Annotated in this window: 20 protein-coding genes; 11 read left to right on the forward strand and 9 right to left on the reverse strand. The window is 35.4% G+C overall.

Features of this window, described 5'->3' with window-relative positions:
* Together dusB and F1003_RS09455 are read right to left on the reverse strand one after the other, a co-directional pair.
* Positions 1-993: a tRNA dihydrouridine synthase DusB gene (gene dusB / locus F1003_RS09450; protein WP_155089161.1), complete on the reverse strand. Its 993-nt coding sequence runs from the start codon at positions 991-993 to the stop codon at positions 1-3.
* 82 nt (positions 994-1,075) lie between these two features.
* Positions 1,076-2,320, reverse strand: a complete 1,245-nt coding sequence (locus tag F1003_RS09455; RefSeq protein ID WP_155089162.1) for a M28 family peptidase — start codon at positions 2,318-2,320, stop codon at positions 1,076-1,078.
* Positions 2,321-2,380: 60 nt separating this feature from the next.
* Here F1003_RS09455 and F1003_RS09460 point away from each other — a divergent pair, with 60 nt between their 5' ends.
* Positions 2,381-3,487, forward strand: coding sequence for a TolB family protein (locus F1003_RS09460; protein ID WP_155089163.1), 1,107 nt, complete (start codon positions 2,381-2,383; stop codon positions 3,485-3,487).
* 61 nt (positions 3,488-3,548) lie between these two features.
* Here F1003_RS09460 and F1003_RS09465 read toward each other — a convergent pair whose 3' ends face one another.
* Positions 3,549-5,954 (reverse strand): outer membrane beta-barrel family protein, encoded by a 2,406-nt coding sequence (locus F1003_RS09465; protein WP_155089164.1) that lies wholly within the window; start codon positions 5,952-5,954, stop codon positions 3,549-3,551.
* A gap of 152 nt (positions 5,955-6,106) precedes the next feature.
* On the opposite strand from F1003_RS09465, the gene lepA reads away from it, so the two are divergent.
* The 4 genes from lepA (at position 6,107) to F1003_RS09485 (ending at position 12,806) form a co-directional block, all read left to right on the forward strand.
* Positions 6,107-7,903 carry a translation elongation factor 4 gene (gene lepA, locus F1003_RS09470; RefSeq protein WP_155089165.1) on the forward strand — a complete coding sequence of 599 codons (1,797 nt, stop codon included), beginning with the start codon at positions 6,107-6,109 and terminating at the stop codon, positions 7,901-7,903.
* Positions 7,904-7,955: 52 nt separating this feature from the next.
* Positions 7,956-9,491: a LytTR family transcriptional regulator DNA-binding domain-containing protein gene (locus tag F1003_RS09475; protein WP_155089166.1), complete on the forward strand. Its 1,536-nt coding sequence runs from the start codon at positions 7,956-7,958 to the stop codon at positions 9,489-9,491.
* Between the two features lie 104 nt (positions 9,492-9,595).
* Positions 9,596-12,034: a T9SS type A sorting domain-containing protein gene (locus F1003_RS09480; protein ID WP_155089167.1), complete on the forward strand. Its 2,439-nt coding sequence runs from the start codon at positions 9,596-9,598 to the stop codon at positions 12,032-12,034.
* A gap of 22 nt (positions 12,035-12,056) precedes the next feature.
* On the forward strand, positions 12,057-12,806 hold the full coding sequence (locus F1003_RS09485; RefSeq protein WP_155089168.1) for a hypothetical protein: 750 nt from the start codon (positions 12,057-12,059) through the stop codon (positions 12,804-12,806).
* A 58-nt stretch (positions 12,807-12,864) separates the two neighbouring features.
* Here F1003_RS09485 and F1003_RS09490 read toward each other — a convergent pair whose 3' ends face one another.
* The 3 genes from F1003_RS09490 to F1003_RS09500 all read right to left on the reverse strand — a co-directional run bounded on the left by F1003_RS09490 (position 12,865) and on the right by F1003_RS09500 (position 16,952).
* Positions 12,865-14,775 carry a cation:proton antiporter gene (locus tag F1003_RS09490; RefSeq protein ID WP_155089169.1) on the reverse strand — a complete coding sequence of 637 codons (1,911 nt, stop codon included), beginning with the start codon at positions 14,773-14,775 and terminating at the stop codon, positions 12,865-12,867.
* Positions 14,776-14,845: 70 nt separating this feature from the next.
* Complete coding sequence (locus F1003_RS09495) at positions 14,846-16,621, reverse strand: SLC13 family permease (protein ID WP_155089170.1); 1,776 nt, start codon at positions 16,619-16,621, stop codon at positions 14,846-14,848.
* A gap of 13 nt (positions 16,622-16,634) precedes the next feature.
* Positions 16,635-16,952 (reverse strand): DUF202 domain-containing protein, encoded by a 318-nt coding sequence (locus tag F1003_RS09500; protein ID WP_155089171.1) that lies wholly within the window; start codon positions 16,950-16,952, stop codon positions 16,635-16,637.
* Positions 16,953-17,148: 196 nt separating this feature from the next.
* On the opposite strand from F1003_RS09500, the gene F1003_RS09505 reads away from it, so the two are divergent.
* From F1003_RS09505 to F1003_RS09530, 6 genes are all read left to right on the forward strand, one after another.
* A complete protein-coding gene (locus tag F1003_RS09505) occupies positions 17,149-18,006 on the forward strand; it encodes an MBL fold metallo-hydrolase (RefSeq protein WP_155089172.1) in 858 nt (285 codons plus the stop codon).
* Between the two features lie 22 nt (positions 18,007-18,028).
* Positions 18,029-19,633 (forward strand): S8 family serine peptidase, encoded by a 1,605-nt coding sequence (locus tag F1003_RS09510; protein ID WP_155089173.1) that lies wholly within the window; start codon positions 18,029-18,031, stop codon positions 19,631-19,633.
* A 34-nt stretch (positions 19,634-19,667) separates the two neighbouring features.
* The gene (locus F1003_RS09515) at positions 19,668-21,473 is read left to right on the forward strand and encodes a M1 family metallopeptidase (protein WP_155089174.1); all 1,806 of its coding nucleotides are present in this window, start codon (positions 19,668-19,670) and stop codon (positions 21,471-21,473) included.
* Between the two features lie 63 nt (positions 21,474-21,536).
* A complete protein-coding gene (rnpA, locus tag F1003_RS09520) occupies positions 21,537-21,914 on the forward strand; it encodes a ribonuclease P protein component (RefSeq protein ID WP_155089175.1) in 378 nt (125 codons plus the stop codon).
* Entirely contained in the window at positions 21,911-23,548 is a 1,638-nt protein-coding gene (locus F1003_RS09525; RefSeq protein WP_155089176.1) for a S41 family peptidase, read from the forward strand. The genes rnpA and F1003_RS09525 overlap by 4 nt, the downstream gene beginning before the upstream one ends.
* 85 nt (positions 23,549-23,633) lie before the next feature.
* Positions 23,634-24,479, forward strand: a complete 846-nt coding sequence (locus tag F1003_RS09530) for an OmpA family protein (RefSeq protein ID WP_155089177.1) — start codon at positions 23,634-23,636, stop codon at positions 24,477-24,479.
* On the opposite strand, the gene F1003_RS09535 is transcribed toward F1003_RS09530, so the two are convergent.
* From F1003_RS09535 to rpiB, 3 genes are read right to left on the reverse strand one after another with little or no spacing between them, the layout of a single operon-like run.
* Complete coding sequence (locus tag F1003_RS09535) at positions 24,476-24,922, reverse strand: GNAT family N-acetyltransferase (protein ID WP_155089178.1); 447 nt, start codon at positions 24,920-24,922, stop codon at positions 24,476-24,478. The genes F1003_RS09530 and F1003_RS09535 overlap by 4 nt on opposite strands.
* A 27-nt stretch (positions 24,923-24,949) precedes the next feature.
* Positions 24,950-25,864: a cation diffusion facilitator family transporter gene (locus F1003_RS09540; RefSeq protein WP_155089179.1), complete on the reverse strand. Its 915-nt coding sequence runs from the start codon at positions 25,862-25,864 to the stop codon at positions 24,950-24,952.
* Complete coding sequence (gene rpiB / locus F1003_RS09545; protein ID WP_155089180.1) at positions 25,865-26,299, reverse strand: ribose 5-phosphate isomerase B; 435 nt, start codon at positions 26,297-26,299, stop codon at positions 25,865-25,867.
* Positions 26,300-26,772 lie beyond the last annotated feature (473 nt).

Here is a 26,772-nt window from a genome sequence, read left to right on the forward strand (position 1 = left end):
CTAAGCGAACTGGTAGTCTGCAAATTTTTCCAACACTTCGTCAAACGTGTCAAATACATCTTTAGAATCATCACTGGTGACCATTTTCATTCTATATTCCTTAAAGTTAGGAATACCTTTAAAGTAGTTGGTGTAGTGTCTTCGGGTTTCAAAAACACCAAGTTTTTCACCTTTCCAATCAATGGACATTTGTAAATGGCGTCTCGCTGCTTCTACACGCTCTGGCATTGAGATTGGTGGCAGGTGTTCTCCCGTTTTAAAGTAGTGTTTAACTTGCTTAAAAAACCATGGATTACCAATGGTTGCTCTACCAATCATAGCACCATCCAACCCATAACTATCTCGCATTTCTGCAGCGCGTTCTGGTGTGTTTACATCACCATTGCCAAATACAGGTATGTGCATTCTGGGATTGTTTTTTACTTGTGCAATAGGTTTCCAATCTGCGTTACCTTTATACATTTGCGCTCTTGTTCTTCCGTGAATTGCAATAGATTTACAACCCACATCCTGAAGGCGTTCAGCAACCTCAACAATTTTTATGGAATCGTGGTCCCAGCCAAGCCTAGTCTTCACGGTTACTGGCAGATTGGTACGCTTTACCATTTCGGCTGTGAGCTTTTCCATTAAGCAGATGTCCTTTAAAATTCCCGCACCTGCGCCTTTAGAAACAACCTTCTTTACAGGGCAGCCAAAATTAATGTCAATTATATCTGGATTGGATTTTTCTACAATATCAATGGTCTGCAACATGCTCTCCATATTGGCTCCAAAAATCTGAATGCCAACGGGGCGTTCTTTTTCGTAGATATCTAGCTTCATAACGCTTTTAGCCGCATTACGAATTAAGCCTTCGCTACTCACAAACTCGGTATAGACCACGTCTGCGCCTTGCTCCTTGCACAATGCACGGAAAGGTGGATCGCTAACATCTTCCATCGGTGCCAAAAGCAACGGAAAGTCTGGTAATTCTATGTCTCCTATTTTAACCAATGCTTAAATTTTATGCAAAGCTAAGTCTTTTTAGAATATCTACTACTTAGTTCTCTTTCAGTAATTTATAGCAAAATATTAATCAAAAGTTAACTTTAGTTTCTATAGTTTTCTCTTTGCGTTTTACCGTAATATCCGCCTCATCTCCCTTGTCGAAAACTGAAAGTGCTCGCATATAGCTCATCATGTCCGTTACCGTGCTATCACCCAATTTCACTACAACATCGCCTTTTTGTAGACCTGCATTAAAAGCAGGAGTATCCTCACGAGTTCCATCAATACGCATACCCTTTCCGTCAAACAGATAATCTGGCACAACGCCTAAACCAACTTTAAATCGTGGTGTTTCTTCACTTTCGTTTTTAGTTTTTCTAAAAGCCAATTCTCCGTTATCATCTAAATCTGTTATAACAGAATAGATGTAATCTGAAATTAAACGCATGCCCTCGTAATTTAACTTTTCAGAATCGTCTCCAGGTCTGTGGTAATCTTCATGCTGCCCTGTAAAGAAGTGTAAAACCGGTATATCAATTAAGTAAAATGAGGTGTGGTCACTTGGTCCTACTCCACTTTCATTTTCTATGAGTTTAAATTTTTCGTTATTGGCTTTTAATGTTTGCTTAAACAATGGTGATGTGCCAGTACCGTAAACCGCCAATGTGCTATCAGCTTTCATTCTACCAACCATATCCATGTTTATCATATAATTAATGGAGGCGGCATCAATGGTTGGGTTTTTTGAAAAATAATTAGAGCCTAACAAACCCATTTCTTCACCAGAAAATGCCATAAACAGGTAGTTGTTGTTGTCCTTTACTTTAGCGGTATCATTTTTCACTTTTAATCGACTTGCTAAATTCAACATTACTGCAACTCCGCTTGCGTTGTCATCCGCTCCGTTATGTACGGCTTTTTCTTCTCCTCTAAAAAGAGAGCCTTCTCCTCCAAAACCTAGGTGATCGTAATGCGCTCCAATAACAATAGTGCTCTTGGCGCCATTATTAATATAACCAATAACGTTGTTACCTGTTATGGTGCTGTCTGCATTGGTTGTAAATTCTACTTCTTTATGTGGATCTGTTTTTGGTTTAAATGAAAATGGTTGTAAATAACCTTTAGTGCCTTTTGGGTCTAGACCTATTTCCTTATATCGTTTTATTAAATATTTCGCTGCTTTTTTTTCGCCGTCTGTTCCGGTTTGTCGACCTTCAAGTTTATCGTCTGCTAAAAAAGCAACATCTTCCTTTATTTTGCTTTCTGCTACTTTAGGTTCGGTTTTGCAAGAAAGTATTGATGCTAAAACAACGAAAAGGACAATTTTTTTCATCTTAAATCTTATTTTTGCACAAAATTAGGCATTAATAGCCATTTATTATAATTCTTTACCATGAGCAGATTAACTGTTATTGTTTTTGTAAGTCTATTGTTCTTTTCATGTAAAAACGAAAAGAACTCATCTAGTGCAGACGCATCTTCTGGTGCCACAAAAATGAATGAATCCTTAATATATCCTGAAGAAACCAATTTTAAATCTTTACGACAAGTTACCTATGGCGGAGATAATGCCGAGGCCTATTGGAGTTTTGATGATAAGCAATTGGTTTTTCAATCCAATAATGTAAAATGGGGAGTTAATTGCGACCAAATGTTTTTAATGGATGCAGATGAAACCTTTACAGACAGTATTGCACCACCCATGGTAAGTACAGGAAAAGGGAGAACCACCTGTGCTTATTTTCTGCCAGACAACAAACATATTATTTACGCTTCTACACATTTGGGAGACGGCGAATGTCCGGAAGTTCCACTAAAAGAAAATGGTAATTACATATGGCCAATTTATGATAGTTACGACATTTTTATAGCGGATTTAGAAGGTAATATTGTAAAACAATTAACTAGCGAAGAAGGTTATGACGCAGAGCCAACCGTGTCACCAAAAGGAGATAAAATTGTGTTTACCTCTACAAGAAGTGGAGATTTGGAACTTTATACCATGAACCTTGACGGTAGCGACGTAAAGCAAATTACAGATGAATTGGGTTACGATGGTGGAGCATTCTTTTCACCAGATGGGACTAAGTTGATTTTTAGAGCATCACGCCCTGAAACCGAAAAAGAAAAGAAAGAATACAAGGACCTACTAGCTAAAGGTCTTGTTGAGCCAAGTGACATGGAATTGTTTATCTGCAACGCTGATGGAAGTGATATGCGACAATTAACCTTTTTAGGCAATGCCAATTGGAGTCCGTTTTTTCATCCTAGTGGCGAAAAAATATTATTCTCTTCTAATTTTGAAAGTGAAATCGGTTTCCCATTTAACCTTTATATGATTGATATTGACGGTAAAAACCTAAGGCGTGTGACTCATGGTAATACGTTTGAAGCTTTCCCTGTGTTTTCTAATGACGGTAAACATTTAATTTTTTCATCTAACCGTAATAACGGAGGGACAAGAGATACCAATTTATTTATTGCAGAGTGGCAAGATTGAGATTCTTCGCTTAGCACTTCGACAAGCTCAGCATGGCACTCTAAATTACAAATTGCATGTTTTAGTTTAAGTCTTTTAAACGCTCGCGCTCCTCTGCGCTTGTGGTGCGTTCATTGGTTTCTAGCTTTGTATTACCAAAGTTATAACGAAAACCAAGTTTAACAAACCTAGTGTCAACATCAACAAAGCTACTACTAGACTGGTTGAGATAATTTGTAGAAGAGTCAAAATCTTGCATGTTAAAGATATCGTCCACTGCTAAGGAAATAATACCCTTTTTATTCAGAATGGATTTTGAGATACTGAGCTCAGAAACCAATCGATTTTTAAGCGTTTGAAATTGTTGCAAGTTTTTTCCAGCCCAAGTAAATGCTAAGCTCACATTTAAACTTCTGTCTTCTAGAAATGACACATTGTTGTACAATATGCTATAGTTAGACCATTGGTCTTGTTTCACAAAACCCTCACCAAAATCAGATTCTTCAGAGATATTATAAAACGATGTTACAAAGTAGAGATTCCATGTGTTGGTTGGGTAGTAATCAAAAAGAAAGTCAAATCCATACTCTACTTTTTTATCCAAATTCACAGGTGTGTAGGCAACAATATTGGTTTGGTTGTTCTGCCTTGGCAACTCTACAATATCACCATCATAGTTCATATAATAAGCCTCAACTGTAAAATGCTCTAAAAAACTGGTGCCTATTTTATAATGATCTCTGTAAGTCGGTACTAGATTAGGATTACCCAAAACCACCGTGTTTTCATTTAAAAAGAAAGTAAAAGGGTTTAAGTTCGTATAACTTGGTCTCGTTATGCTTCTTTTGTAGCTAGAGTAAATATTAACATCATCGGAAATGGTGTGCAATAAACTTACGTTCGGAAACCAATTTAAATAATCTTGCGTGTTGGTTTCGCTTAAGCTCAAAGATTCTCCCTCAATATTGGTTTGCTCTGCACGCAAGCCTAAGTTTAACTCCCAACTGTCCCAAGATTTGTTGTAGTTAGAATAAACTGCGAGAACTTTTTCATCATACTTAAACGCATCACTATTCTCCATATTCACCACTTCATTACCATTAATAATATCGGTTCTTGTAATGTCGCTATCTGTATTAACACTTGAGTATTTCGCTCCAAGATCAAAAGTAGAACTTTCATTGATCGGTAAATTATAGTCCATTTTACCAGTAATAATTTGTGTGTCTTGGTTGGCTAGCGTATTGAATTCTGAGTCATCATCAACTCCGGGTTCATCTTGAAACACATTTTGGTCGCGCTCATAATCATAAACTGTATGGTGCACGTTAAAAGTGAGGCTAGCATCATTCTTAAAACCATGTCTAAAAATTAAATTCGTACCAATATTATATTTATTGTCCCTTGATAAGTTGTCTGCCGTAAAACTTGACACAAAGTTTTCATTGGCATCAAATATATCAGTATTGTTTCTAAGTTGATATTTAAAATACGGTGTGTACAAACCTGTGCTCGTTAAGCTTAATGTATTTCTTTCATCAATATAATAATCAAAATTTAGATTGAGATTATGGGTTTCAGACCATGTATTTCTATTGACGTTCGATTTCCAAATCTCTTCTATTTGATTAGAGTCATCTAAAAAATTCACTCTATTGTCTTGGTCTCTATTGATTTTTTGGTTGGTATAACTATAATTTAAGTTTAGGTTGATTTTGTCATTCTTAAAATAATGGCTTGTCCCAGCATTATACCTCGGAAATACTCCTTGCGTAAAATTGGTTTGAATACTTCCTCTGTAACCTGTCACCAGATTTTTGCTCATTATAATATTAATTACCGAACCACTGTCAGCATCGTAGCTAGCAGGTGGATTTGTAATGACCTCCACAGATTTTATACTGTTTGCTGGTGCGCTTTCAAGCAATTGAATGAGTTCATCCGAAGTTAACTGCACCTTACGATTGTTGATATAAACGGCGGCTGGTGCACTTTTAATATTTATACCTCCTTCGCTTACAATGATGCCTGGAGTACTTTTTAAAACTCCGAGAGTTGAGCCCTCTGTCAACGCTGTGTTTTCGACATTAAAAATTAATCGGTCTGGTTTTCTAGTAATTGTTGGGCGCTTGGCCACAACGGTCACCTCGTCTAGGCTTTCTGGTAAGTCGTTAAGTTGAATGGTTTTGAGATCTAAATTTCCGGTGAGTATAACTTTCTGAGCGAACTCTTCATGTCCAATAAAACTAATTCTAACAAAATATGTGGTTGCATCTAGGTTATCAATTATAAAATATCCTTTATCATCAGTTGATGTACCCTTGTAGAATTCATCTTCGTTTTCAACTGATAAAATAACATTGGCAAATTCAATAGGACTTCCGTTAGCATCAACCACTTTTCCAGAAAGGGAAAAATCCTGAGCAAAGGCACTTAAAGATAGCACAAAAAGAATTGTGCTAATATAATTTCGTAGGTGAGCAATCATTAGTTAGGTTTGTATCGCAATATAAAGATTGTTTTTTACTTTTTATTATGGTTTTTCCGTAATTCATCAACTGTTTAATGTAGCCTTGGATAGCGTAATGCACAAGAAATCGATTATATTTGCAGTCTTAAAACGCCCTTAGAAAAAGAGAGATGAAGAATATTCGCAATTTTTGCATTATTGCACATATAGATCACGGAAAAAGTACGCTAGCAGACCGCTTATTGGATTCCACAGGCTCTGTTACCGATAGAGAAAAACAAGATCAGTTACTGGATAGTATGGATTTAGAGCGCGAACGTGGTATTACCATAAAGTCGCACGCCATACAGATGGATTATGAGTATAATGGCGAAAAATATGTGTTGAATCTTATTGACACTCCTGGTCACGTGGATTTTTCATACGAGGTATCTCGCTCTATTGCGGCTTGTGAAGGAGCGCTTTTAATTGTTGATGCTGCGCAAAGCATTCAGGCCCAAACTATTTCTAATTTGTATTTAGCTTTAGAGAATGATCTGGAAATTATTCCTGTATTGAATAAAATAGATTTACCAAGTGCCAATCCTGAAGAAGTAACTGACGATATCGTTGATCTTTTAGGTTGTGACCCTTCTGAGGTGATTCCTGCCAGTGGAAAAACCGGTCTTGGTGTAGAGGATATTCTTTCTGCTATTATTGAACGGATTCCTGCTCCAAAAGGTAATGTTGATGAGCCCTTACAGGCTTTGATTTTTGATTCTGTTTATAATCCTTTTAGAGGTGTTGAAACCTACTTTAGAGTAATAAACGGCTCAATTAAGAAAGGGCAGCACATTAAATTCATTAACACAGGCAAAAGTTATTACGCCGACGAGGTTGGGACGTTAAAATTAAACCAAGTAAAAAAGCAAGAAATCAAAGCTGGTGATGTTGGGTATCTGATTACAGGGATTAAGGATGCGCGTGAAGTAAAAGTTGGTGACACCATTACGGATTCTAAAGAGCCAACCAAAAACGCCATTTCTGGTTTTGAGGATGTAAAGCCTATGGTTTTCGCTGGTATCTACCCTGTTGATACCGAAGACTACGAAGAGCTTAGGACTTCCATGGAAAAATTGCAGCTTAATGATGCATCTTTGGTTTTTGCCCCAGAAAGTTCGGCTGCTTTAGGCTTTGGTTTCCGTTGTGGTTTCTTAGGTATGTTGCATTTGGAAATCATACAAGAGCGTTTGGAGCGTGAGTTTGATATGACGGTTATTACAACCGTACCAAACGTAAGCTATCACGCCTTTACCAATAAAAATCCAGATGAGATCGTCATCGTAAACAACCCTTCTGATTTACCAGAGCCTTCAACATTAAATCGTGTTGAAGAACCATATATTAAAGCCACAATCATAACAAAATCTGACTTTGTTGGTCCTGTGATGAGCCTTTGTATTGAAAAACGTGGACAAATTACCAACCAAACGTATTTGACCACAGAGCGTGTTGAGCTGAGTTTTGATATGCCTTTGGCAGAGATTGTTTTTGATTTTTATGATCGATTGAAAACCGTTTCAAAAGGATATGCATCATTTGATTATGCCCCAATAGGAATGCGAGAATCTAAACTGGTGCGTGTAGATATACTTTTAAATGCCCAAACCGTAGATGCGCTTTCCGCATTAATACATGCCGACAATGCTTATACTATAGGTAAAAAAATAACAGAGAAATTAAAAGAGTTAATTCCTAGACAGCAGTTCGATATTCCTATCCAAGCTGCAATTGGTGCGAAAATCATTGCTCGCGAAACCGTTAAAGCATTACGTAAAGATGTTACTGCTAAGTGTTATGGTGGTGATATTTCTCGTAAACGTAAACTCCTTGAAAAGCAGAAAAAAGGTAAGAAGCGTATGCGCCAAGTGGGTAATGTAGAAATACCTCAACAAGCATTTATGGCTGTTTTAAAGCTTAACGATTAGGAAACAGGTGTTGCTTTAATAAAAATTGCGTTATTTTTTTGTACTTTTCAGTATGAAAAATATCGGCTATTTATTTTTCGTTCTTTCCTTAATTTCTGTTTTGGGCTATTCACAAACTAATTCGCCCAATATAGATTCTTTAATTAAAAAAGCCATTGAAAGCGGGTCTAAAAATATTGATAGCGCCATTTATTATACTGAAAGTGCTTATAAACTAGCCCAGACAACTCAAGATACCGTTATAATTGGTTCCGTTGCATACTACTATTCATATTATTTGATATCTAACGGTAAATATGATAAGGCACAATCTTTATTGGATTATAATTTTGAAAATAAGGATAAGTTAACTCATGTTCTTGTAGGTAATTCGCATTATAATCAAGCTGCTATGTTTGATATTGGCGAAAATTATGATGAGGCCTTAGAACATTATTTTTATAGTGTTGATTATTATAAGCAAGCCAATTCTATTAAAGGTCTTTCTAAATCTTATCTTCAAATAGGTGTAATTTATGAAAAGTTAAATAAGCTTAAGATGGCTGATTACTTTTTTGACGCCTCCCTAGAAGTAAGCGGTAACGATGATAAAAAACACAAAGCTGATTCGAGTAAAAGGGGGATGACACCTTATCAAAAAACTGCAACCTCTTTGCTTATGCTTAAAGAACTGAAAAATGGTTCTAACAAAAAACTAAAGTCTATTGTCTATTATAATTTAGGTCAATCTTTAATGGAGGAATTTCGATTTAACGAAGCGGTAGATTACTTTATAAAATCAATTCAAATAAAAGAAGATATTAACTTTCTAACCAATTTAGATAAGTCCTATTTTTTGCTGGGAAAATGTTATTATCACATCAATCAACCCGAAAAGGCTATCGCTAACTTAAAAAAGGCAAAAAATAAAAATATAAAAAGAAGTCAAGCTGCGGATATTGAGGCTCTTCTATCTAGGAGTTTTGAGCAAAAAGGAGAATATAAAGCGGCTTTATTACATTCAAATGTGTTCAAAAAGATCAGCGATTCTATTGCTAGCGATCTGCAAAATGAACGCATCACAGAGATTACTGCTAAATATAATAATCAAAAACAAACTAATGAACTTATAAGTTTACAACAAGAAAACCAAAACAAAGCACTAGAAATTGCTAAACAAGAAAATTTAAGGTGGAGGTGGTTTATTGTTGCATTAGTCGCTACGTTAATTGCTGTATGGATGGGCCGTCGTTTAATAAAATCTCGGGAGAGAGTAAAGGAAATAGAGTTAGAGAAAGCACACATTGCAAAAAAGGTTGAGGAAATTGCGGTGATTTTAAATAATAAAACTAAAATTTATTTAAAACAATTAAAATATATCAAATCCGATGGTAACTACCTAGAATTTATTACTGATGAAAAACGAATCATTGATCGTAATAAAATAAAGGCCATATTAGAAGAGCTACCGCCCAATTTTGTAAAAGTTCACCGGTCTTACATTATCAACAAAAACTATGTGTCGTCGGTCAATAGGTCTAATGTTATTCTGAGACCCGATATAATCATTCCATTATCTAGAACTTTTAAAAACAACCTAAATATCTAATCTACAGAATGTCAATTATGTTGTTTTTTGTGTTAGTCGTCACATTTGGTATGTAACGTGTTGATTTTCAATGTATCTTCATTGAAGCTATTAATCCACACATTATGAAAACAAAGTTACTTTTTACCATTCTATTCTTCACCTTTATTACGCTTAACTCTCAAAACATTTGGACCGGCAATGTTGACGACCTTTGGTCTAATGCAGATAATTGGTCGGGAAATGTCCCAGATTCCTCTGAAGACGTGTTAATCCCGTCCGGTTTCGTGGTTACCTTAGACACACCTGCTAACATATTATCCTTGGAGGTTCAGGGGAACTCCACTTTAAATGTTACACAAGGTTTGACCATTCAAAACCCTTCAGAATTTGGTGATAATGTAGTTGTTAATTGGAGTTCTGGTGATTTAATAGGCCCTGGTGTTTTAACCAATTATGGCATTATTAACTTAAGTTTTAGCTCTTTTGACCTTGCTGGGTCAGTCGTTTTAAATAATCCTGGAGAGATTAATCTATCTAACGGCGCCACTATTATTATTGGCACCCAAAGCGTGTTAAATAATTCTGGAACCGGAATTATTGATTTTCAGTCAGACGGAGTAGAAATTACAAGTTCTGGAGCTCTTCCCAATGTGCTTAATAACTATGGCACCATTAAAACTTCCTTTTCCAGTCCCAGTGATATGGGGTCTTTGTCGGGACAGTTCATAAATACTGATGGTATTTTTCAAATAGATAATGGAACACTAAATTTAACTTCTACTCAAATCAACTTAACGGGTGGGCAATATAATATTGCCTCAAATGCAACTCTTAATTGGATTGGACCCATTGAAGCTAGTGGTGTCTTTAGTGGCATTGTTAACGGTGAGCTAAATTGGAGTGGAGATGTCACCATACAAACTACAGCAACTTTTGGTTTTTCAGGAAATTCTATCATAAATAGTATCGGAGGAGAATTAAATGGTGGAGGGACTTTGATTAACAATTCTATAATTTCCTGTGGTTCTGCAGGTCTAGTGATAACGGATGGGTCAACTTTAGATAATAATGGCGAAATTAATCTAAACAGTACTTCCGACTTGCTTATAGGTTCCAACTCAACTCTTAACAATAATGTCTCTGGGATGATTAATCTTAATAATTCTATGGGTGATATCCTATCCCAGGGTATTGCTGATGCTAGCAGAGTGTTAAATAATTATGGCACCCTTGTGGTTGATTTACCTGATGTATCTGATACGGTTTCTATAGGTGTTAAATTGAATAACATTAATGGATACTTACAGGTTAGTAATGGTGCATTAAATTTAATCAATAGCGCTATTGAGTTAAGCGACGGCGTATATAATGTATCTAGTACCGGATTATTAAATTGGTCTCAACCGATAACTATTTCTGGAATTCTAACAGGAAATTTAGATGGAGAACTTAATTGGAATTCTACTCTTTTTATAAGTGGTAATGCTAATTTAAACTTTAGTGGATCAGGCTTTATCGATTGGGTGTCTGGCAATCTGGATGGAGGCGGCACACTGACAAACAATAATCTTATAGTAAAATCTAGTGGCGGGACAAAACGTATTAATAACGGAACCACATTAAACAATAACGGTGAAATAAGGCAAATCGTTGGTGGAAATATTTCCATTACCACTAACTCAACACTAAATAATAATGCTAATGGGTTAATTAATTTACAAGCTTCTACATCTGGCTTTAATGCTATTGGTGTTGCTCCAAATCTTTTAAACAATTATGGTACAATTCATTCAAATCCTCCATCAGGGACGACCAATATTGGTGTACAGGTTATAAATTCTGGTTTTATTAACGTAATTCAAAATAGTTTAAGTTTTACTGGGACAATAGATAATACTATTTCTGGAGTTATGGGTGGGGTTGGTACAATAAACCTTCCAGGCAATTCATCTAATTTAACCAATGGTGGTACAGTAGCTCCAGGATTATCTCCAGGTACTTTGTTTATGGTTAATGATTATAAATCCAGTTCTACTTCGAACTTACAAATAGAGTTAAATGGACTAAATCAAGGGGTGGATTATGATTTATTATCAATTAATGGTGATGCCGACTTAGAAGGTAACTTAGAAATTATACTTGGTTTTAGTCCGTCTGTAAATGACGAATTCGTAGTATTAATTACCCAAGGAGCAAATATTATTAATACTTGTAACTTACCAGCCTCAGTAACGGCTACACATGGCGGAACTAATTACGAATTTGATGTGGTGTGTAGAAATAACAATGAATTAGTATTAACAGTAGCGGACTCCACCCTATCTGAATCGTCAGAGACTGTGCCAAATGCGCAGATTTATCCAAATCCTTCTGATAATTACGTCTATATAAATACAACTCTACCCATATTCGCCATCAAAGTTTATGATATGTTCGGCAAGCTTTTACTAAGTACAAAACATAATAGATTTTCTGTAAAAAACTTCCCAAGTGGTATTTATGCTATCGAAATTCTCTCCATAAGCGGAAATAAAGTGACTAGAAAGATCATAAAAAACTAAATACAACCAAAACCCACATATTATGAAAACTAAATTTTCTCTTGTATTAAGTGCGCTTTTAGTGTGTTCTTTAATACAACTTAATGCCCAATCTGACTTATTTAATGACATCAATCTCGAAAAGAAAGAGATAAAAGCAGAAGATTTTACCAATCTCGAAACAGATTATCTTGTTGAAGATTTTAAGTCTTACTTAGAAAACAAACCCGAGCTAAGCAAGGCAATAAATGAGCAAGTCAATCCGGAAGATATTGTGTTTGCAATGCAAATGTTGGCCATTGGAGCTGGTGTAGGGTTTGGTGACGATGAAACCTTATGGTGTTTACAAGCTGCATATTATTACAGATTAAAGTTGTTTCAGCGTTCTGCGCTTTTTGCTTCTCTCGGTTTAAAATACGATGGCTTAAGCATTGGAGACCGAACACAAAGCTTAGTAGGTTTACAAGTAAGTTTACTCATGTTTCAAGCCATATCTCAGTTTAATGAAATTCGTTTAATTTATGGCTTACTTGGAGGTTATGGGTTTGGTAACGAAAAGTTTGACAGTTTTACAACTGATATTACGCGGATCACACTTGCCGTTGTGGTTGGTTTTCAGCTGATGCTATCTACAAATTGGTCTTTAGCGCTGCACACCAACCTTGTTGCTCATAATCGTTGGACATTTAAACCCGAAAGTGGTGGAGAGTTTAAAAATGACTTTACAAATTTCTTGATAAACAAGAACAACATATTTACTCTGTCGTTATTATTTAACCTCGGAAAAAATTAACTCTAACCTTTAATCATTCAATACAGGGAGGGGTTTTAGTAAAATCCCTCCCTGTATTTTAATCATCTTCAACCGCAACTTCTTCAACATCAAAAGGCTTTCCTAAATAGACAAGTTTACAACCTTTGCTAATATCTTCAAATTCAATGCTGTCGGAGGATAAAATGTGGAGCTCGTCCTCATTGTCTTTTATAAATAAAGGAATGATATCCTTGTCCTTGTTCGTAATATCAATTAAGCTATCGTAATGTGATTTGTCCTCTATCTCTATCTCTTGAATGGATGGGTATTTTCTTGTGACATCTGTTAAATTATTGTAATCATCGGTATGGGAAAATAGTCCTTCTTTAGGATTGTTTTTTGGGTCGCTCATTTCCTCTGGGGATACCAATCTAAAAGAACCGTTTTCACCGAACTGTTTGCTAAACTTGCTAATTGCATATCGGTTTATGTCAGAGCTTCCTGTCATTGCCATTAAATAACCTACATCATTTAATTCTATGTTATCCAAAAGTGTATCAGAATAAATATTAGTATTAATCGCCTCCAAATCTAATTCTTTAGCTTTTGCAATATTGCTTTGATTACTGTCTATAAGTACTACATGTCTTCCGTTTGATTCGAGGTAATGCCCTAACAAACGAGAAACTTTAGATGCGCCCACAATTAAAATCCCGTCAGATTTAACAAGAAATACACCCACTAATCTTGCAAATAACCTTGCTGTAGTTGCATTCAATAAAACAGTACCTAGAACTATAACAAAAACTAGTGGCGTAATGTATTCTGCTCCCGCAACACCTTTACTTGCTAGTTTTAAACCAAAAAGAGAAGCAATACCAGCCGCAACGATACCACGCGGTCCAACCCAGCTAATAAATAATTTTTCGTTAAGCTTTAGGTTAGAATCATAAGTGCTCAAAAACACTCCAATAGGTCTAATTAAAAATACAATTATCGCAAAAAGAGCTACAGTATTCCAATTATAAATTAGCATTAACTCCTCAAAGTTTATGTTCGCCGCTAATAATATAAATAATATGGAGATTAGTAGAACGCTTAAAGACTCCTTAAAATACAAGATATCTTTCAAATAAGGAGAGTTTGAATTTCCCATAACCATTCCCATTACGACCACCGCTAAAAGCCCAGATTCGTGAGCAAAGGCATCTGATAATACAAATAATCCAAGAACTACAGCTAAAGTAAAGACGTTCATTAAATAATGTGGTACCCATTTTCGGTTTAAAATAAAATTGAGCGTGTGCGCAAATGTGAAACCGAATGTAAACCCAAATAGAACAATTTTTCCAAACTCAATTAAAGCGGTTTTGGTAAACTCCCCACCTGCATCGACACTAATAAACTCAAATACTAATACAGCAACCAAAGCTCCTATAGGATCTATTAATATACCTTCCCACTTTAAAACAGCAGAGACATCCTTTTTTAAGGGGATATTCCTTAGAATTGGGGTAATAACCGTTGGGCCTGTGACAATTATCAGTGCCGCAAATAAAAATGCCATTTTCCAGCTTAAATTAAAAATATAGTAAGCAGCTATAGCTCCTCCAAAAAATGTAACTAAAGATCCAATGGTAATAAGTTTGGTAATGACGGGTCCTACATTTTTAATTTCGCCTTTCTTTAAGGTTAACCCTCCTTCAAAGAGAATAATACCAATAGCAAGCGACACAAAATAAAAAAGACTTTCTCCAGGAAAAAGACCTCTGCCCATTATAGGTTCCCCTTCTTCATTTAAGACAGGGTTACCATAATTATCTAACTGTGGTTCAATCCAAATTGGATCAATTAATTTTGTAACCCCATCTGAACTAAAAAACTCTGCGGCTATTGGGCCAACTAACAACCCAATTAATATCAAAGGTAATATTGCTGGTATTTTAAACTTCCAAGCTACCCATTGTGCGAGTATGCCTAGTATGATGATTCCTGCTAACTCTAACATAAATTTACTTTTTGGTGAAAATACTAAATAAATATAATTTGAAAGGCTTTTTCAGTTAATCACCAATAACTCAGAATGGAAAGAAATAAGGAATTACAAAAGAGGCTGCCAGCCAAATCAACAAGTTTAATGGCGTTCCCATTTTTAAAAAATCATTAAACTTATAATTTCCAGGGGCATAGACCATGGTGTTGGTTGGATAACTCATTGGTGTCATAAATGTTAATGAACAAGCAAACATTACAGCAACCAAAAATGGTCGTTCACTCACTTGCATTACCTGTGATAGACTTATAACAATGGGAGTCATTAGTGCGGCTGTAGCCTTACTAGAAATAAGATTGGTAGAAATAAATGTAGCAAGATAGATTAGACTTAGTGTTATTTGTGCACTATATTGACCCAGACTTTCTTGTATAAAATTGGCAATAAGTTCTGCGCCTCCTGTTTTTTCCAATGCCGTACCCATGGACAAAACACCAGCCATCATAAAAATCACTTTCCACTCCACTGCCTTATAAGCATCAATAGGTTTGAGTATGCCCAAAACCACCATTAACAATGCTCCAACCATAGCACTTATCAATATGGACGTAAGATTTAGTGAAGCTGCTAAGACTACTCCAACACCTATTAGAACCGCTGGGATTGCCTTTTTAAGGTTTGTTTTCTTTTTTACGTATTCCGAAAGTTTTACAACAAGGTTTTGCGATTCGAGATTATTGATGTCTTCAGCTTGTCCCAATATAATAAGCATATCACCTTCTTTCAGCATTACGCGTGTCAGCTTATCGTAAATTTCATCACCACGCTGTCGTATAGCAATTACTGATGAATTGTACTGCCTTCTAAAATTAGATTCTTTTAATGTGCTGTTTGATAAACCAGATCCATAAGGGATGATGACTTCGTAAAGGTTAAAAGATTTGTACTTATCCTCGGCTTTTTTCATACGTTTATTGCCTTTAATACTGTAGCCCTCAAAATCTAAAAGCCTGCTGAGCGTCTGTGGTGGTGCCAAAATTTTAAGTATGTCACCTTCCATAATTCTTGTGTCGAGTCCAAAAGTATGCTTCAGTACACCATTTCTTAGAATGGAAAGGATATTTACATTAAAATCCTTAACCAATTGCGAATTGCCTAAGGATTTATTGATGTCTTCACAATTGTCTTCAACATACAATTCTGTAATATAAGTTTCGGCTTTTTTGGTAAATTCATCATCCGCACCTCTGTTTTTTGGCAACAAAATTGGCCCAATTATAAACATATACACAAAGCCTACAATAAGTAAACAAAAAGCCGCTCCGCTAAACTCAAACATCCCAAACTCTTCAACTCCGTACTTTTTTGCGTAGCTGCTAACCAAAATATTTGTTGATGTACCTATTAGTGTACAGGTTCCGCCAAATAGTGCGGCAAAAGAAATTGGCATCAATAATCGGCTTGGGGCAATCTTGGTTTCCCTGCAGACCGTTAATGCAATAGGCAGTAGTAAAGCTACTACTGCGGTATCGTTAATAAATGCAGAAAATAATCCTGAAATGGTACAAAATACAATTAGAGCTATACTGTAATGGATCTTTGCAAGTTTAATAATTCTATGGCTTAAACCATCTAAAATACCAGAACTAAAAACACCACCACTAACTACAAAGATGCAACCAAGGGTTATTGTAGCGGGATGATTAAACCCAGAAAAACCCTCTTCAGGATTCAAAACTCCAGAGACAATAAACATGGCCATTATTAATATTGAAGTAGTGTCAATAGAAAAGTAATCCCTAACAAATAGGAATACGCCAACAACAATAATGGCAAACGTGATGATTAATTCTACACTCAATATGTCTTAAATTTTAGTCGTTCTCCTCTTCTATCTCTTCTGATTTATAATAAAGGCGTTTTAAACTCTTTTTCAAAAGTGTAAACCTATATATACCAATGATAAAAAAGATAAGGCTAAAGACCAGTGACAATATGGCCAAATATTTAAAATTTGGGAACTCTTTAAGTTGAAAAAAAGCTATGCCACCAAGGAGCAGGTATAATGAAGATCTTATGTAAGACAATAGTGTGCGTTCATTCGCTAAACGTGTGCGCTCTATTGCCAAATAATCTCTAAGAATAACCTGTTGGTCTGGTTCAAAATCCCTACCGAACCTTAACAGTTTCATCTTTTTTATCTTAACAGGGGATTTCACTTTTGGCTTCATCATTATACGTTTTGCATTATATAAATGTAATTAATTTTAATACGAATGGAAATGCAATTAGCCTCAAAAATGTTAAAAAACAATCAATTATTTGCGTCTAAACCTTTTAGTATTCGTGCTTTTAGTAATTTGCACTTCACTAAAAATTGACTTTTTAATGCAACTATACCCTATTAATGCAGGTAACTTTAAGCTTGATGGTGGTGCTATGTTTGGTGTGGTTCCAAAATCATTATGGACCAGAACAAACCCTGCGGACACCAATAATATGATAGATATTGCGGCACGTTGTTTGCTTATTGAAGATGGAGATCGATTGATTTTAATTGATACTGGCATGGGCAATAAACAAAGTGACAAATTTTATGGTTATTATTTCCTTTGGGGAGATGATAGTATTGATAGGTCTTTGGCTAAATATGGTTTCCATAAAGATGATGTTACTGATGTGTTTATGACGCATTTACATTTTGACCACTGTGGCGGTAGTATACAATGGAACAAGGACAAAACAGGTTACGAACCGGCTTTTAAAAATGCGCACTTTTGGAGTAATGCTGACCATTGGCAATGGGCAACAGAACCCAACCAGAGGGAAAAAGCATCTTTTTTAAGAGAAAATATTTTGCCAATGGAAGAAAGTGGGCAATTAAAATTTACTTCAATCCCTAATCATCATATCTTGCAGAATTCTGAGCTCGGTTTTGATATATTTTACGCCAATGGCCATACCGACAAGCAAATGATTCCAATGATTAACTATAAAGGAAAAACCATTTGTTTCATGGCAGATTTGGTTCCAACCGCTGGTCACATACCTTTACCATTTGTAATGGGTTATGACACCAGACCCTTGCTGACTTTAGACGAAAAAGAGTTATTCTTGAATATGGCAGCTGACCAAAATTTTTATCTATTTTTAGAGCACGATGCTCACAACGAAATCATTACCGTAAAGCACTCAGAAAAAGGGGTGCGACTCAATGAAACTTTTACTTGCAACGAATTATTTTAAATAAACTAATATATAAACACAAATGAAATTTAATTACAGACCTATTTTATATTTAGGCATAACCACAACGCTTATGGTGGGTTGTGGAGGAACAGCTGATATTCTCTCAACTCCCGTTGAAAATATTGATACATCTCCTCTAAAAGTTACTAAACTTACAGAAGCTGAAAAGAAAAACTGGGGACATTTAGATCTTGTAAGAGATACCATTCCGGGAATGGCAGTTGATAGAGCTTATGAAGAAATAATAAAAGGTAAGAAAGGTAAGAAAGTGATTGTTGCCGTCATTGATTCTGGTATTGATATTGACCACGAAGATTTGGATGATGTTATTTGGACGAATGAGGATGAAATCCCAAATAATGGTAAAGACGATGACAACAACGGCTATGTAGATGATATCCATGGTTGGAATTTTCTTGGTGATGCTTACAATGAACAATTGGAATATGTTAGAATTTTAGCGAGCGGAGATACATCACATCCACGTTATGAAGAAGCTAAAACCACCTATGAGTCTGAATACCAAACTTGGACAGCCAGAAAAACACAGTACGATCAAATTGCACAAGCTGTTAATAATGCTCATGAAACTTTAGCAAAACATCTTAATAAAGAAGATTACACTATGGAAGAGGTCAATGCTATTTCTTCTGAAGAACAAGACGTACAACAAGCGAAACAAATAGCACAAAATATAAACGCCAACGGTTTAACCTTACAACAAGCTCAAAAGGAATTAAAAGGTATTCAAGAGCAGGTTAATGAGCGTTTAAACTATAATCTAAACAAAGATTTTAAAGGCAGAACCACGAATGATGATATCAACGATTTATCTGATATTGGCTACGGTAACAGTAATGTAAACCCAGTAAAAAAATCAGAGTCTCACGGTACGCATGTAGCTGGTATAATTGCTGCAGAACGAAACAATGGGAAGGGTGCCAACGGTGTAGCAAATAATGTAGAAATAATGGCTTTAAGAACTGTGCCTAACGGAGACGAGTACGATAAGGATGTTGCTCTTGCCATCCGTTATGCGGTTGACAATGGTGCAAAAGTCATTAATGGTAGTTTTGGAAAGTCATTTTCACCACATGCAGACTGGGTAAGAGAAGCCATTAAATATGCCTCTGATAACGATGTGGTGTTTGTACATGCTGCTGGTAATGACAGTAAGGATGTAGATGTTGAGCCTAATTTCCCAGATGATAACGTTGACTATGTCGAAGTTTCAGATACTTACATCAGAGTGGGCTCATTGACTGAAAAATATGGTTCTAAATTGGTTTCGGGCTTTTCAAACTATGGTAAGAAGAACGTGGATGTTTTTGCTCCAGGTTCTGCAATTTACTCTACAATGCCAGAAAACGAATACGACTTTAACGGAGGAACTTCAATGGCTGCACCAGGTGTAGCTGGCATTGCTGCCTTAATCCGTTCTCAATATCCAAATTTAACAGCCGCACAAGTTAAGCAAGTGATTTTAGATTCTGGCTTGCCATTAACGACAAAGGTTGTGGTCGGTGGAGATGCTTCAAACGTTAAACCATTTGTTGAGCTGTCTTCATCTGGAAAAATAGCCAATGCTTACAACGCATTAATAATGGCTTCAAAAATTAAATAGCCATTAAAACACTTTTAATTAAACCTAAAATTATATGAAAAAAATTCTTTTAAGCCTTTCTTGTATCGCTCTTGTATTCTCTTGTGGAGCAACAGAAAAGCCTAGTCAGAGTAATAATAGCCCTATTGCTAAACCTAAAACAGAGTACTGGCAACAACATGTGGATTACCAAATGGAAATCGATATGGATGTCAATACCTTTCAATATAAAGGAAAACAGAAGTTGGTTTATACCAATAATTCACCATATGTATTAAACCGAGTGTATTATCACTTGTATTTTAATGCCTTTCAGCCTGGAAGCGAAATGGACGTACGCTCTAGAACTATTGCAGATGCCGACCCAAGAGTAGGAGATCGTATCAGTAAACTTCAACCAAATGAAATTGGTTTTATAAAAGTTAATTCATTAAAGCAAAACGGCACAACAATTACGCACGAAACTGTCGGCACGGTATTAGAGGTGAAGTTGGCTCAGCCTATTCAACCAGGTGAAAAAGTGACTTTTGATATGGATTTTGATGCTCAAGTCCCTGTTCAAATTCGTCGTTCTGGTAGAAACAACAAAGAAGGTGTTGCACTTTCCATGACGCAATGGTACCCGAAATTAGCAGAATATGATGACGAAGGTTGGCATGCAGATCCATACATCGGAAGAGAATTCCATGGTGTTTGGGGAGATTTTGATGTGAAATTGACTATCGACAAAGATTATGTTGTTGGCGGTACGGGTTATCTGAAAAATGAAACCAAGGCTAAAGGTGGTAAAAAAACCTTGCATTTTGAAGCTCCAAAAGTTCATGATTTTACTTGGGCTGCAGATCCAGATTTTATCCATGATACTTATGAAATGCCAAATGGTCCTAAACTGCATTTCTACTACAAAAAAGATCTAGAGCCTAAGTATCTTGAAAATTGGAAGAAACTACAGCCAGACACTGCAAAATTAATGGATTTCTTTAGTGAAAATATTGGTGAATATCCTTACGACCAATATTCTGTTATACAAGGTGGAGATGGCGGTATGGAGTACGCCATGTGTACATTGATTACCGGTCAGCGAAGTTATGGAAGTTTACTCGGTGTTACAGCCCATGAGTTGGCTCATACATGGTTTCAATTCTTATTAGCTACTAACGAAGCAAAGCACGAGTGGATGGATGAAGGCTTTACAAGCTATATTTCTAATCTTGCTGAAAATGAACTGAATGAAACCAAAAAAGATAATCCACAAGCTGGCTCTTATCGAAACTACATAGGATTAGCAAATTCGGGCTATGAACAACCATTGACTACACATGCCGATCGATATGCTTATAATCAAGTTTACGGAGCTGCTGCATATAGCAAGGGGGCTGTATTTATGGCACAACTTGGCTATGTTATTGGTGAAGACAATCTTAAGAAAACCATTAAAAAGTATTATGATGATTTTGCCTTTAAACATCCAAAACCAATGGATTTTATAAGAACAGCAGAACGTGTAACTGATTTTGAATTGGATTGGTACTTAATAGATTTTGGCCAAACCACCAATACTATTGATTATGCTGTAAAATCGGTTGAGGGCAAATCCATTACTTTAGAACGTATCGGATTAATGCCAATGCCTATTGATTTGTCCGTAACCTATACAGACGGATCAACTGAAGAGTTTTATATTCCGTTACAAATGATGCGCGGAGAAAAACCAACATCAGCAACTATAATAGATGATTGGGCTTGGGCAATACCAACCTACACTTTTGAAGCAAATAAGGCTGTTAAATCTGTTGAAATTGATCCTTCTCAGATGATGGCAGATGTAAAACGAGAAAATAATTCACTTACTTTAGAGTAAGCAATTATTCAAATAGATTATGAAAACCATGTCTAATCGGCATGGTTTTCTATTTTTGTTACGATGCGATTTCAATATTCTAAAAAAGATAAGCTAAAAAGTAAAAAACTCATTGAGCATTTGTTTAATGAAGGCAAATCTGTTACGGTTTATCCTCTACGTCTTATTTACCTTAAAACAGATTATAAAGATGGTAGCAAGCTCAAAACTGGTGTTTCAGTAAGTAAGCGCCTCCATAAAACTGCAGTGGCCAGAAACAGAATAAAACGTTTACTAAGAGAAGCTTATAGGCTGAATAAACCCTTATACTTTAACAATAGTTCAACATCTTATGCGTTTATGATTTTGTACCTTAGCAAGGATGGAACAACTTTTGATAAATTGAATGACAGTATAAAATTGTTATTTAAGAAATTCTTAGATAAAACCTCAGAATCATGAAAAAATATCTACATAAAAAACTCATAATACCTGCTCTAGCTGTAATTATATTTTTCAGTACTACAGCATTTAAAAATGATTTTTTTGAAATAGCAAAGCAAATTGAAATCTTCACCACAATGTTTAAAGAGCTCAACATGAACTATGTTGACGAGACCAATCCTGGTGAGTTAATGGACACGGCTATTAAAAGCATGTTAGACGATTTAGATCCTTACACGCAGTTTTATAATGAGCAAGATGTTGAGGCTTCACGAATAAACAATGCTGGAGATTATACTGGTATTGGTGCCAAAGTACTCACGCTAAAAGATAAATTGGTTATAGTTGAGCCTTATAAAAACTACGCTGCGGACAAAGCCGGACTAAAAGCAGGTGATGAAATCATTAAAGTAGATAATGTTGTCGTAGCCGATTTTAAGGATGATGCTGCCAACCTGCTTCAAGGTGCAGCAGGTACTGAAGTTACCGTAACCTACAAACGACAAGGTAAAACCAATACAGTAAAAATCATTAGAGAATCACTTGAAATAAAAGCGGTTCCGCACTATTCAATGATTGATGATAAAACGGGCTACATTGTATTGAGAAAGTTTAATCAAAAAGCTTCAGCGGAAACACTTGGTGCGTTAAGAGCATTAAAAAATCAAGGAGCTACACAACTTATCCTCGACTTAAGAGGTAATCCTGGTGGCTTATTGCACGAGGCGGTAAATGTCACTAACATTTTTGTACCTAAAGATCAGTTAGTGGTGACCACCAAATCTAAAGTTAAAAAATATAACAAAACCTATTATACAAAAAGAGATGCGATTGATACTGAAATTCCATTAGTAGTCTTGATAGATGGTAGCAGTGCTTCTGCCAGTGAAATTGTTTCTGGTGCCCTGCAAGATATGGATAGGGCAGTAGTGGTAGGTGCACGTAGCTTTGGTAAAGGATTGGTTCAACGTCCTAAACCTTTGACCTACGGAACACAAATGAAAATTACCATATCGAGATATTATACACCTTCTGGTCGTTGTATACAGGCTTTAGATTACTGGAATAGAGACGAGAACGGAAAAGCAACTCGTGTTAAAAAAGAAAATTACAATGCCTTTAAAACTCGCAACGGGCGCGATGTTTTTGATGGTGGCGGAGTACAGCCAGATGTTGAAATAGAGCTTTCTAAATTTACGCCAATAACCAAAGCGATTTTAAACGAAAATTTAGTCTTTAATTTTGCGACACAATATTATTACGATAATAAGGTAGAGGATTTAAGCGCCTTTAAGTTATCTGATTCAGATTTCAATGCCTTTAAGGGGTATTTAAAAACCACTGGTTTTAATTTTGAAACCAAAACAGAAAAAGCTTTGGAAGATGCGATATCTGTTGCTAATGAAGAAGAATTGAGTGGTGTTATAAATTCAGAAATAGATGATTTAAACAATGCTTTAAAGGCTTATAAAACGAATGCTATTAATGCTAATAAGCCTCAATTAAAATCGTTGTTAACTGATGAAATTATTAAACGCTATTTCTATAGTGAAGGTTTGTATCAATATTATATCGCAAATAACCCTGAGATAAATAAAGCGGTTTCTATATTGAATGATACCAAGCAGTATACTAGCATTTTAGGTAAGTAAGAGCGCTCTATAAAAGCGTTTAAGAAAAAAATATCTATATTTAACACTAAGGAAATTTTCAATTAGTAAGAAAATTCTAGAAAAAATGAAGTCCCTACTCGTTTTTATATGCCTATCCATTCAGTTTGCTTTTGCTCAAAAGGAGATTAAGCATCAGGTATATTTTTTAACGGATAAATACGAAATTCCTGAGACTGAAGAAAGTCGACTCCTCTTGTTTTTATCGGAAATTGAAAACATGGATATTCAGAAAATATCCATATACGGTTTTTGTGATGATAGAGGTAGTGATTCTTATAACATGGTGTTGTCTCAACAGCGCGCAGATGCTATAAAAGAAGTGTTTTCTAACAATGAGTTTGATGAGTCCGTAATTACAAATGTGGATGGTAAGGGTGAAATCCTTCTCAATGTTGTAAATGATAAGGATCTTTATAAAATTCGTGGACTTAACAGAAAGGTTGAAATTATAGTACAACCATATGATCCTCCTCGTGAAAAGGTAGAACAACCAAAAAAAGAAACTACTGAAGAACTACTAAGCGGTGAGCTTAAAGAAGGTGATAAAATTCAACTAGAAAATATTTTATTCCGCACGGGTTATAGTTACCTTACCAAGGAGTCAAAGGCTAAATTAGACGAAATCGCTAAAATTTTAGTAAAGCGAACAGATATTTATTTCAATATTGAAGGCCATGTATGTTGTACCCACGGTGCACGAGATGCTATTGACCGAAAAACCAAAAAACGTAATTTATCCTTAGCAAGAGCTAAGACAGTTTACGATTATTTAGCAGAAAAAGGTGTAAAGCGCTATCGCATGAAGTTTGTTGGTCAACGAAGAAAATTTCCGCTTGGTGGTGAGCCGGAATTAGATAGACGTGTAGAAATCGTTGTGACGCGTGTTATTAAACCCAAAACTTCTAACTAAGAAGATTTAATCATATTTATATGCGGAATGCCATCTTCTAGGTATTCCTCTCCCACTTCCTTAAAATTTAGATTGTTATAAAATCGCTTTAAATATATTTGGGCAGAAATTCTAATTTCAGATTCGTCGTAATAGTCTTTAATTGCTTGTATTGAAGCAGTCATTATATTATAACCATACTTATATTGCCGAGCATTTTCTTTCACCACTACTCTACCTATACTGGCTTCATCGAAATAATCACCTGGTTTAAAAATACGTGTATAGGCCACTAATTTTCTATCTCTATAGCCTAATATATGTAGCGCTTTCTGATCTTTACCATCAATATCTTGATAGACACAATCTTGCTCTACCACAAACACTTCACTACGTAATTGAAGTAGGTCGTAGAGCTCTTTAGTGTTTAATTCTTGAAATGTTTTTGTCTTTATTTCTAGCATAATTGTTTTTCAGCCTGACAAAATTAATTAGTCTTGTACAATTACATCCTTGGTATCACATTTTCCAAATTCTGGTTGAATATTAATATGATTAATTTCGTACTTGTGATAGACCAGTTCTTCAATTTCATCTAAAATGGTGTCAAATTCAGATAAGGTAATATTCTTATTAAAATCTATATGAGCCTCGAGATGAATTTCTTCTTCATTCAATTGCCAGATATGAACATGATGAACATTTTTAATTGTATCTATGGTTTGAATATCTTTAACGATAGAATCAACAGAAGTAGACTCTGGCGTAAATAACATTAGGACTCTAAATGAGTCTTTTAATAAGTTCCATCCCATCACAATAAGATAAATGGATATAGCAAAGGTTAACACACTGTCTATCCACCAAATCTGATAAAACTTCATTAACAATCCACCCACTAAAACTGCAACGCTTGCCATCATATCGGTTAAAAGATGAAGGTAGGCGCTTTTCATATTCATGTTATCACCTGCATTCTTTTTTAGCAATAAGACGCTAAATCCATTACCTAAAATAGCGATAACAGAAAGCCAAATCACAAGGTTAGATTCTATTTGCTGTGGATTTTTAAAACGCTCAACAGCTTCAAATATTAAAAGTATAGCTATAATAATAAGTGTAGCCGCATTAATGAAAGCCGCTAGGATTTCCGCACGTTTATATCCAAAAGTACGTTTTAGTGAGGCTTTTTGTCTAACTAACTTATTCGCAATTAAACTTATAATCAAAGAGACAACATCACTTAAATTATGGAGCGCATCACTAAGCAAGGCCAAACTACCTGAAATTAAACCACCTACAACCTGAGCGACTGTAATAACAATATTGAGAAGTATGGAAATAAACAGATTACGACCATTTAGATCGTGGTTATGGGAATGTTTATGAGCGTGCGAGTGACCCATTTAACAGGATAACGGAATCTTATCCACACGTTTTTGGTGACGACCACCTTCAAACTCAGTATTTAAAAAAGTATCTACCATTTTAATAGCTTGTGGAACAGATGTAAAACGTGCTGGAATACATATAATATTAGCATTATTATGTTGTCTAGTTAATTCTGTGATTTCTTTTGTCCAACACACACCAGCTCTTACGTTTTGATATTTATTTGCCGTCATAGCTACACCATTAGCACTACCACAAATTAAAATTCCAAAATCCACTTTTTTATCGTTAACATCCTTAGCTACAGGATGCACAAAATCAGGGTAATCTACACTATCCGTAGAATCGGTACCATAGTTGGTAACGACATGTTCTTTAGTTTGTAAGTATTTTAAAATTTCTAGCTTGTATTCTGGACCTGCATGGTCGTTTCCTATTGAGATGTTCATATTTTTATGTCATTGCGAGCGAAGTGCGGCAATCCCATAATTATGGAGATTAATTTCTTAGCTCTGGATTACTAATCTTATCTTTCAACAAAGTTACAAATAATAAAAACTGGTTAATAGTAATACTCATTACTTGTTAATAACTGTTCACAAGTCTTGAAAACAAAAATTAGGATTATTCATTTAATTTTTTAAACCAAAATAGCATTTATATAACCTAATTTTTTAATCCTTTTTTTGGAGTGAATTTATAAACAGCCTTTTTGTTCAAATGAACAAATTTTTACTCAAAACATATCAGTTAATTCTATTAACATAGATTATTAACAGTTGTTGATAGCTTTTTTGTTTAGCTTATAAATGAAGCTTTTACATGTAAATTTAGTGTTAACTAAACCGTAATAAATTGTAAACTACAACAAATCAAAATAAAACTTAAAAAAGTTATACTAGCTATTAACAGACTATAATAA

This window comes from Winogradskyella ouciana (assembly GCF_009709615.1).
Lineage (GTDB): Bacteria > Bacteroidota > Bacteroidia > Flavobacteriales > Flavobacteriaceae > Winogradskyella > Winogradskyella ouciana.

Bases quoted from the DNA above. Each gene is read 5' to 3' on its own strand.
- F1003_RS09530 (WP_155089177.1), top strand. From the start codon at position 23,634: ATGAAGTCCCTACTCGTTTTTATATGCCTATCCATTCAGTTTGCTTTT.
- F1003_RS09510 (WP_155089173.1), top strand. From the start codon at position 18,029: ATGAAATTTAATTACAGACCTATTTTATATTTAGGCATAACCACAACG.
- F1003_RS09485 (WP_155089168.1), top strand. From the start codon at position 12,057: ATGAAAACTAAATTTTCTCTTGTATTAAGTGCGCTTTTAGTGTGTTCT.
- F1003_RS09505 (WP_155089172.1), top strand. From the start codon at position 17,149: ATGCAACTATACCCTATTAATGCAGGTAACTTTAAGCTTGATGGTGGT.
- F1003_RS09475 (WP_155089166.1), top strand. From the start codon at position 7,956: ATGAAAAATATCGGCTATTTATTTTTCGTTCTTTCCTTAATTTCTGTT.
- F1003_RS09460 (WP_155089163.1), top strand. From the start codon at position 2,381: ATGAGCAGATTAACTGTTATTGTTTTTGTAAGTCTATTGTTCTTTTCA.
- F1003_RS09480 (WP_155089167.1), top strand. From the start codon at position 9,596: ATGAAAACAAAGTTACTTTTTACCATTCTATTCTTCACCTTTATTACG.
- F1003_RS09525 (WP_155089176.1), top strand. From the start codon at position 21,911: ATGAAAAAATATCTACATAAAAAACTCATAATACCTGCTCTAGCTGTA.
- F1003_RS09500 (WP_155089171.1), bottom strand. From the start codon at position 16,952: ATGAAACTGTTAAGGTTCGGTAGGGATTTTGAACCAGACCAACAGGTT.
- F1003_RS09455 (WP_155089162.1), bottom strand. From the start codon at position 2,320: ATGAAAAAAATTGTCCTTTTCGTTGTTTTAGCATCAATACTTTCTTGC.
- rnpA (WP_155089175.1), top strand. From the start codon at position 21,537: ATGCGATTTCAATATTCTAAAAAAGATAAGCTAAAAAGTAAAAAACTC.
- F1003_RS09490 (WP_155089169.1), bottom strand. From the start codon at position 14,775: ATGTTAGAGTTAGCAGGAATCATCATACTAGGCATACTCGCACAATGG.
- F1003_RS09465 (WP_155089164.1), bottom strand. From the start codon at position 5,954: ATGATTGCTCACCTACGAAATTATATTAGCACAATTCTTTTTGTGCTA.
- rpiB (WP_155089180.1), bottom strand. From the start codon at position 26,299: ATGAACATCTCAATAGGAAACGACCATGCAGGTCCAGAATACAAGCTA.
- F1003_RS09515 (WP_155089174.1), top strand. From the start codon at position 19,668: ATGAAAAAAATTCTTTTAAGCCTTTCTTGTATCGCTCTTGTATTCTCT.
- lepA (WP_155089165.1), top strand. From the start codon at position 6,107: ATGAAGAATATTCGCAATTTTTGCATTATTGCACATATAGATCACGGA.
- F1003_RS09540 (WP_155089179.1), bottom strand. From the start codon at position 25,864: ATGGGTCACTCGCACGCTCATAAACATTCCCATAACCACGATCTAAAT.
- F1003_RS09535 (WP_155089178.1), bottom strand. From the start codon at position 24,922: ATGCTAGAAATAAAGACAAAAACATTTCAAGAATTAAACACTAAAGAG.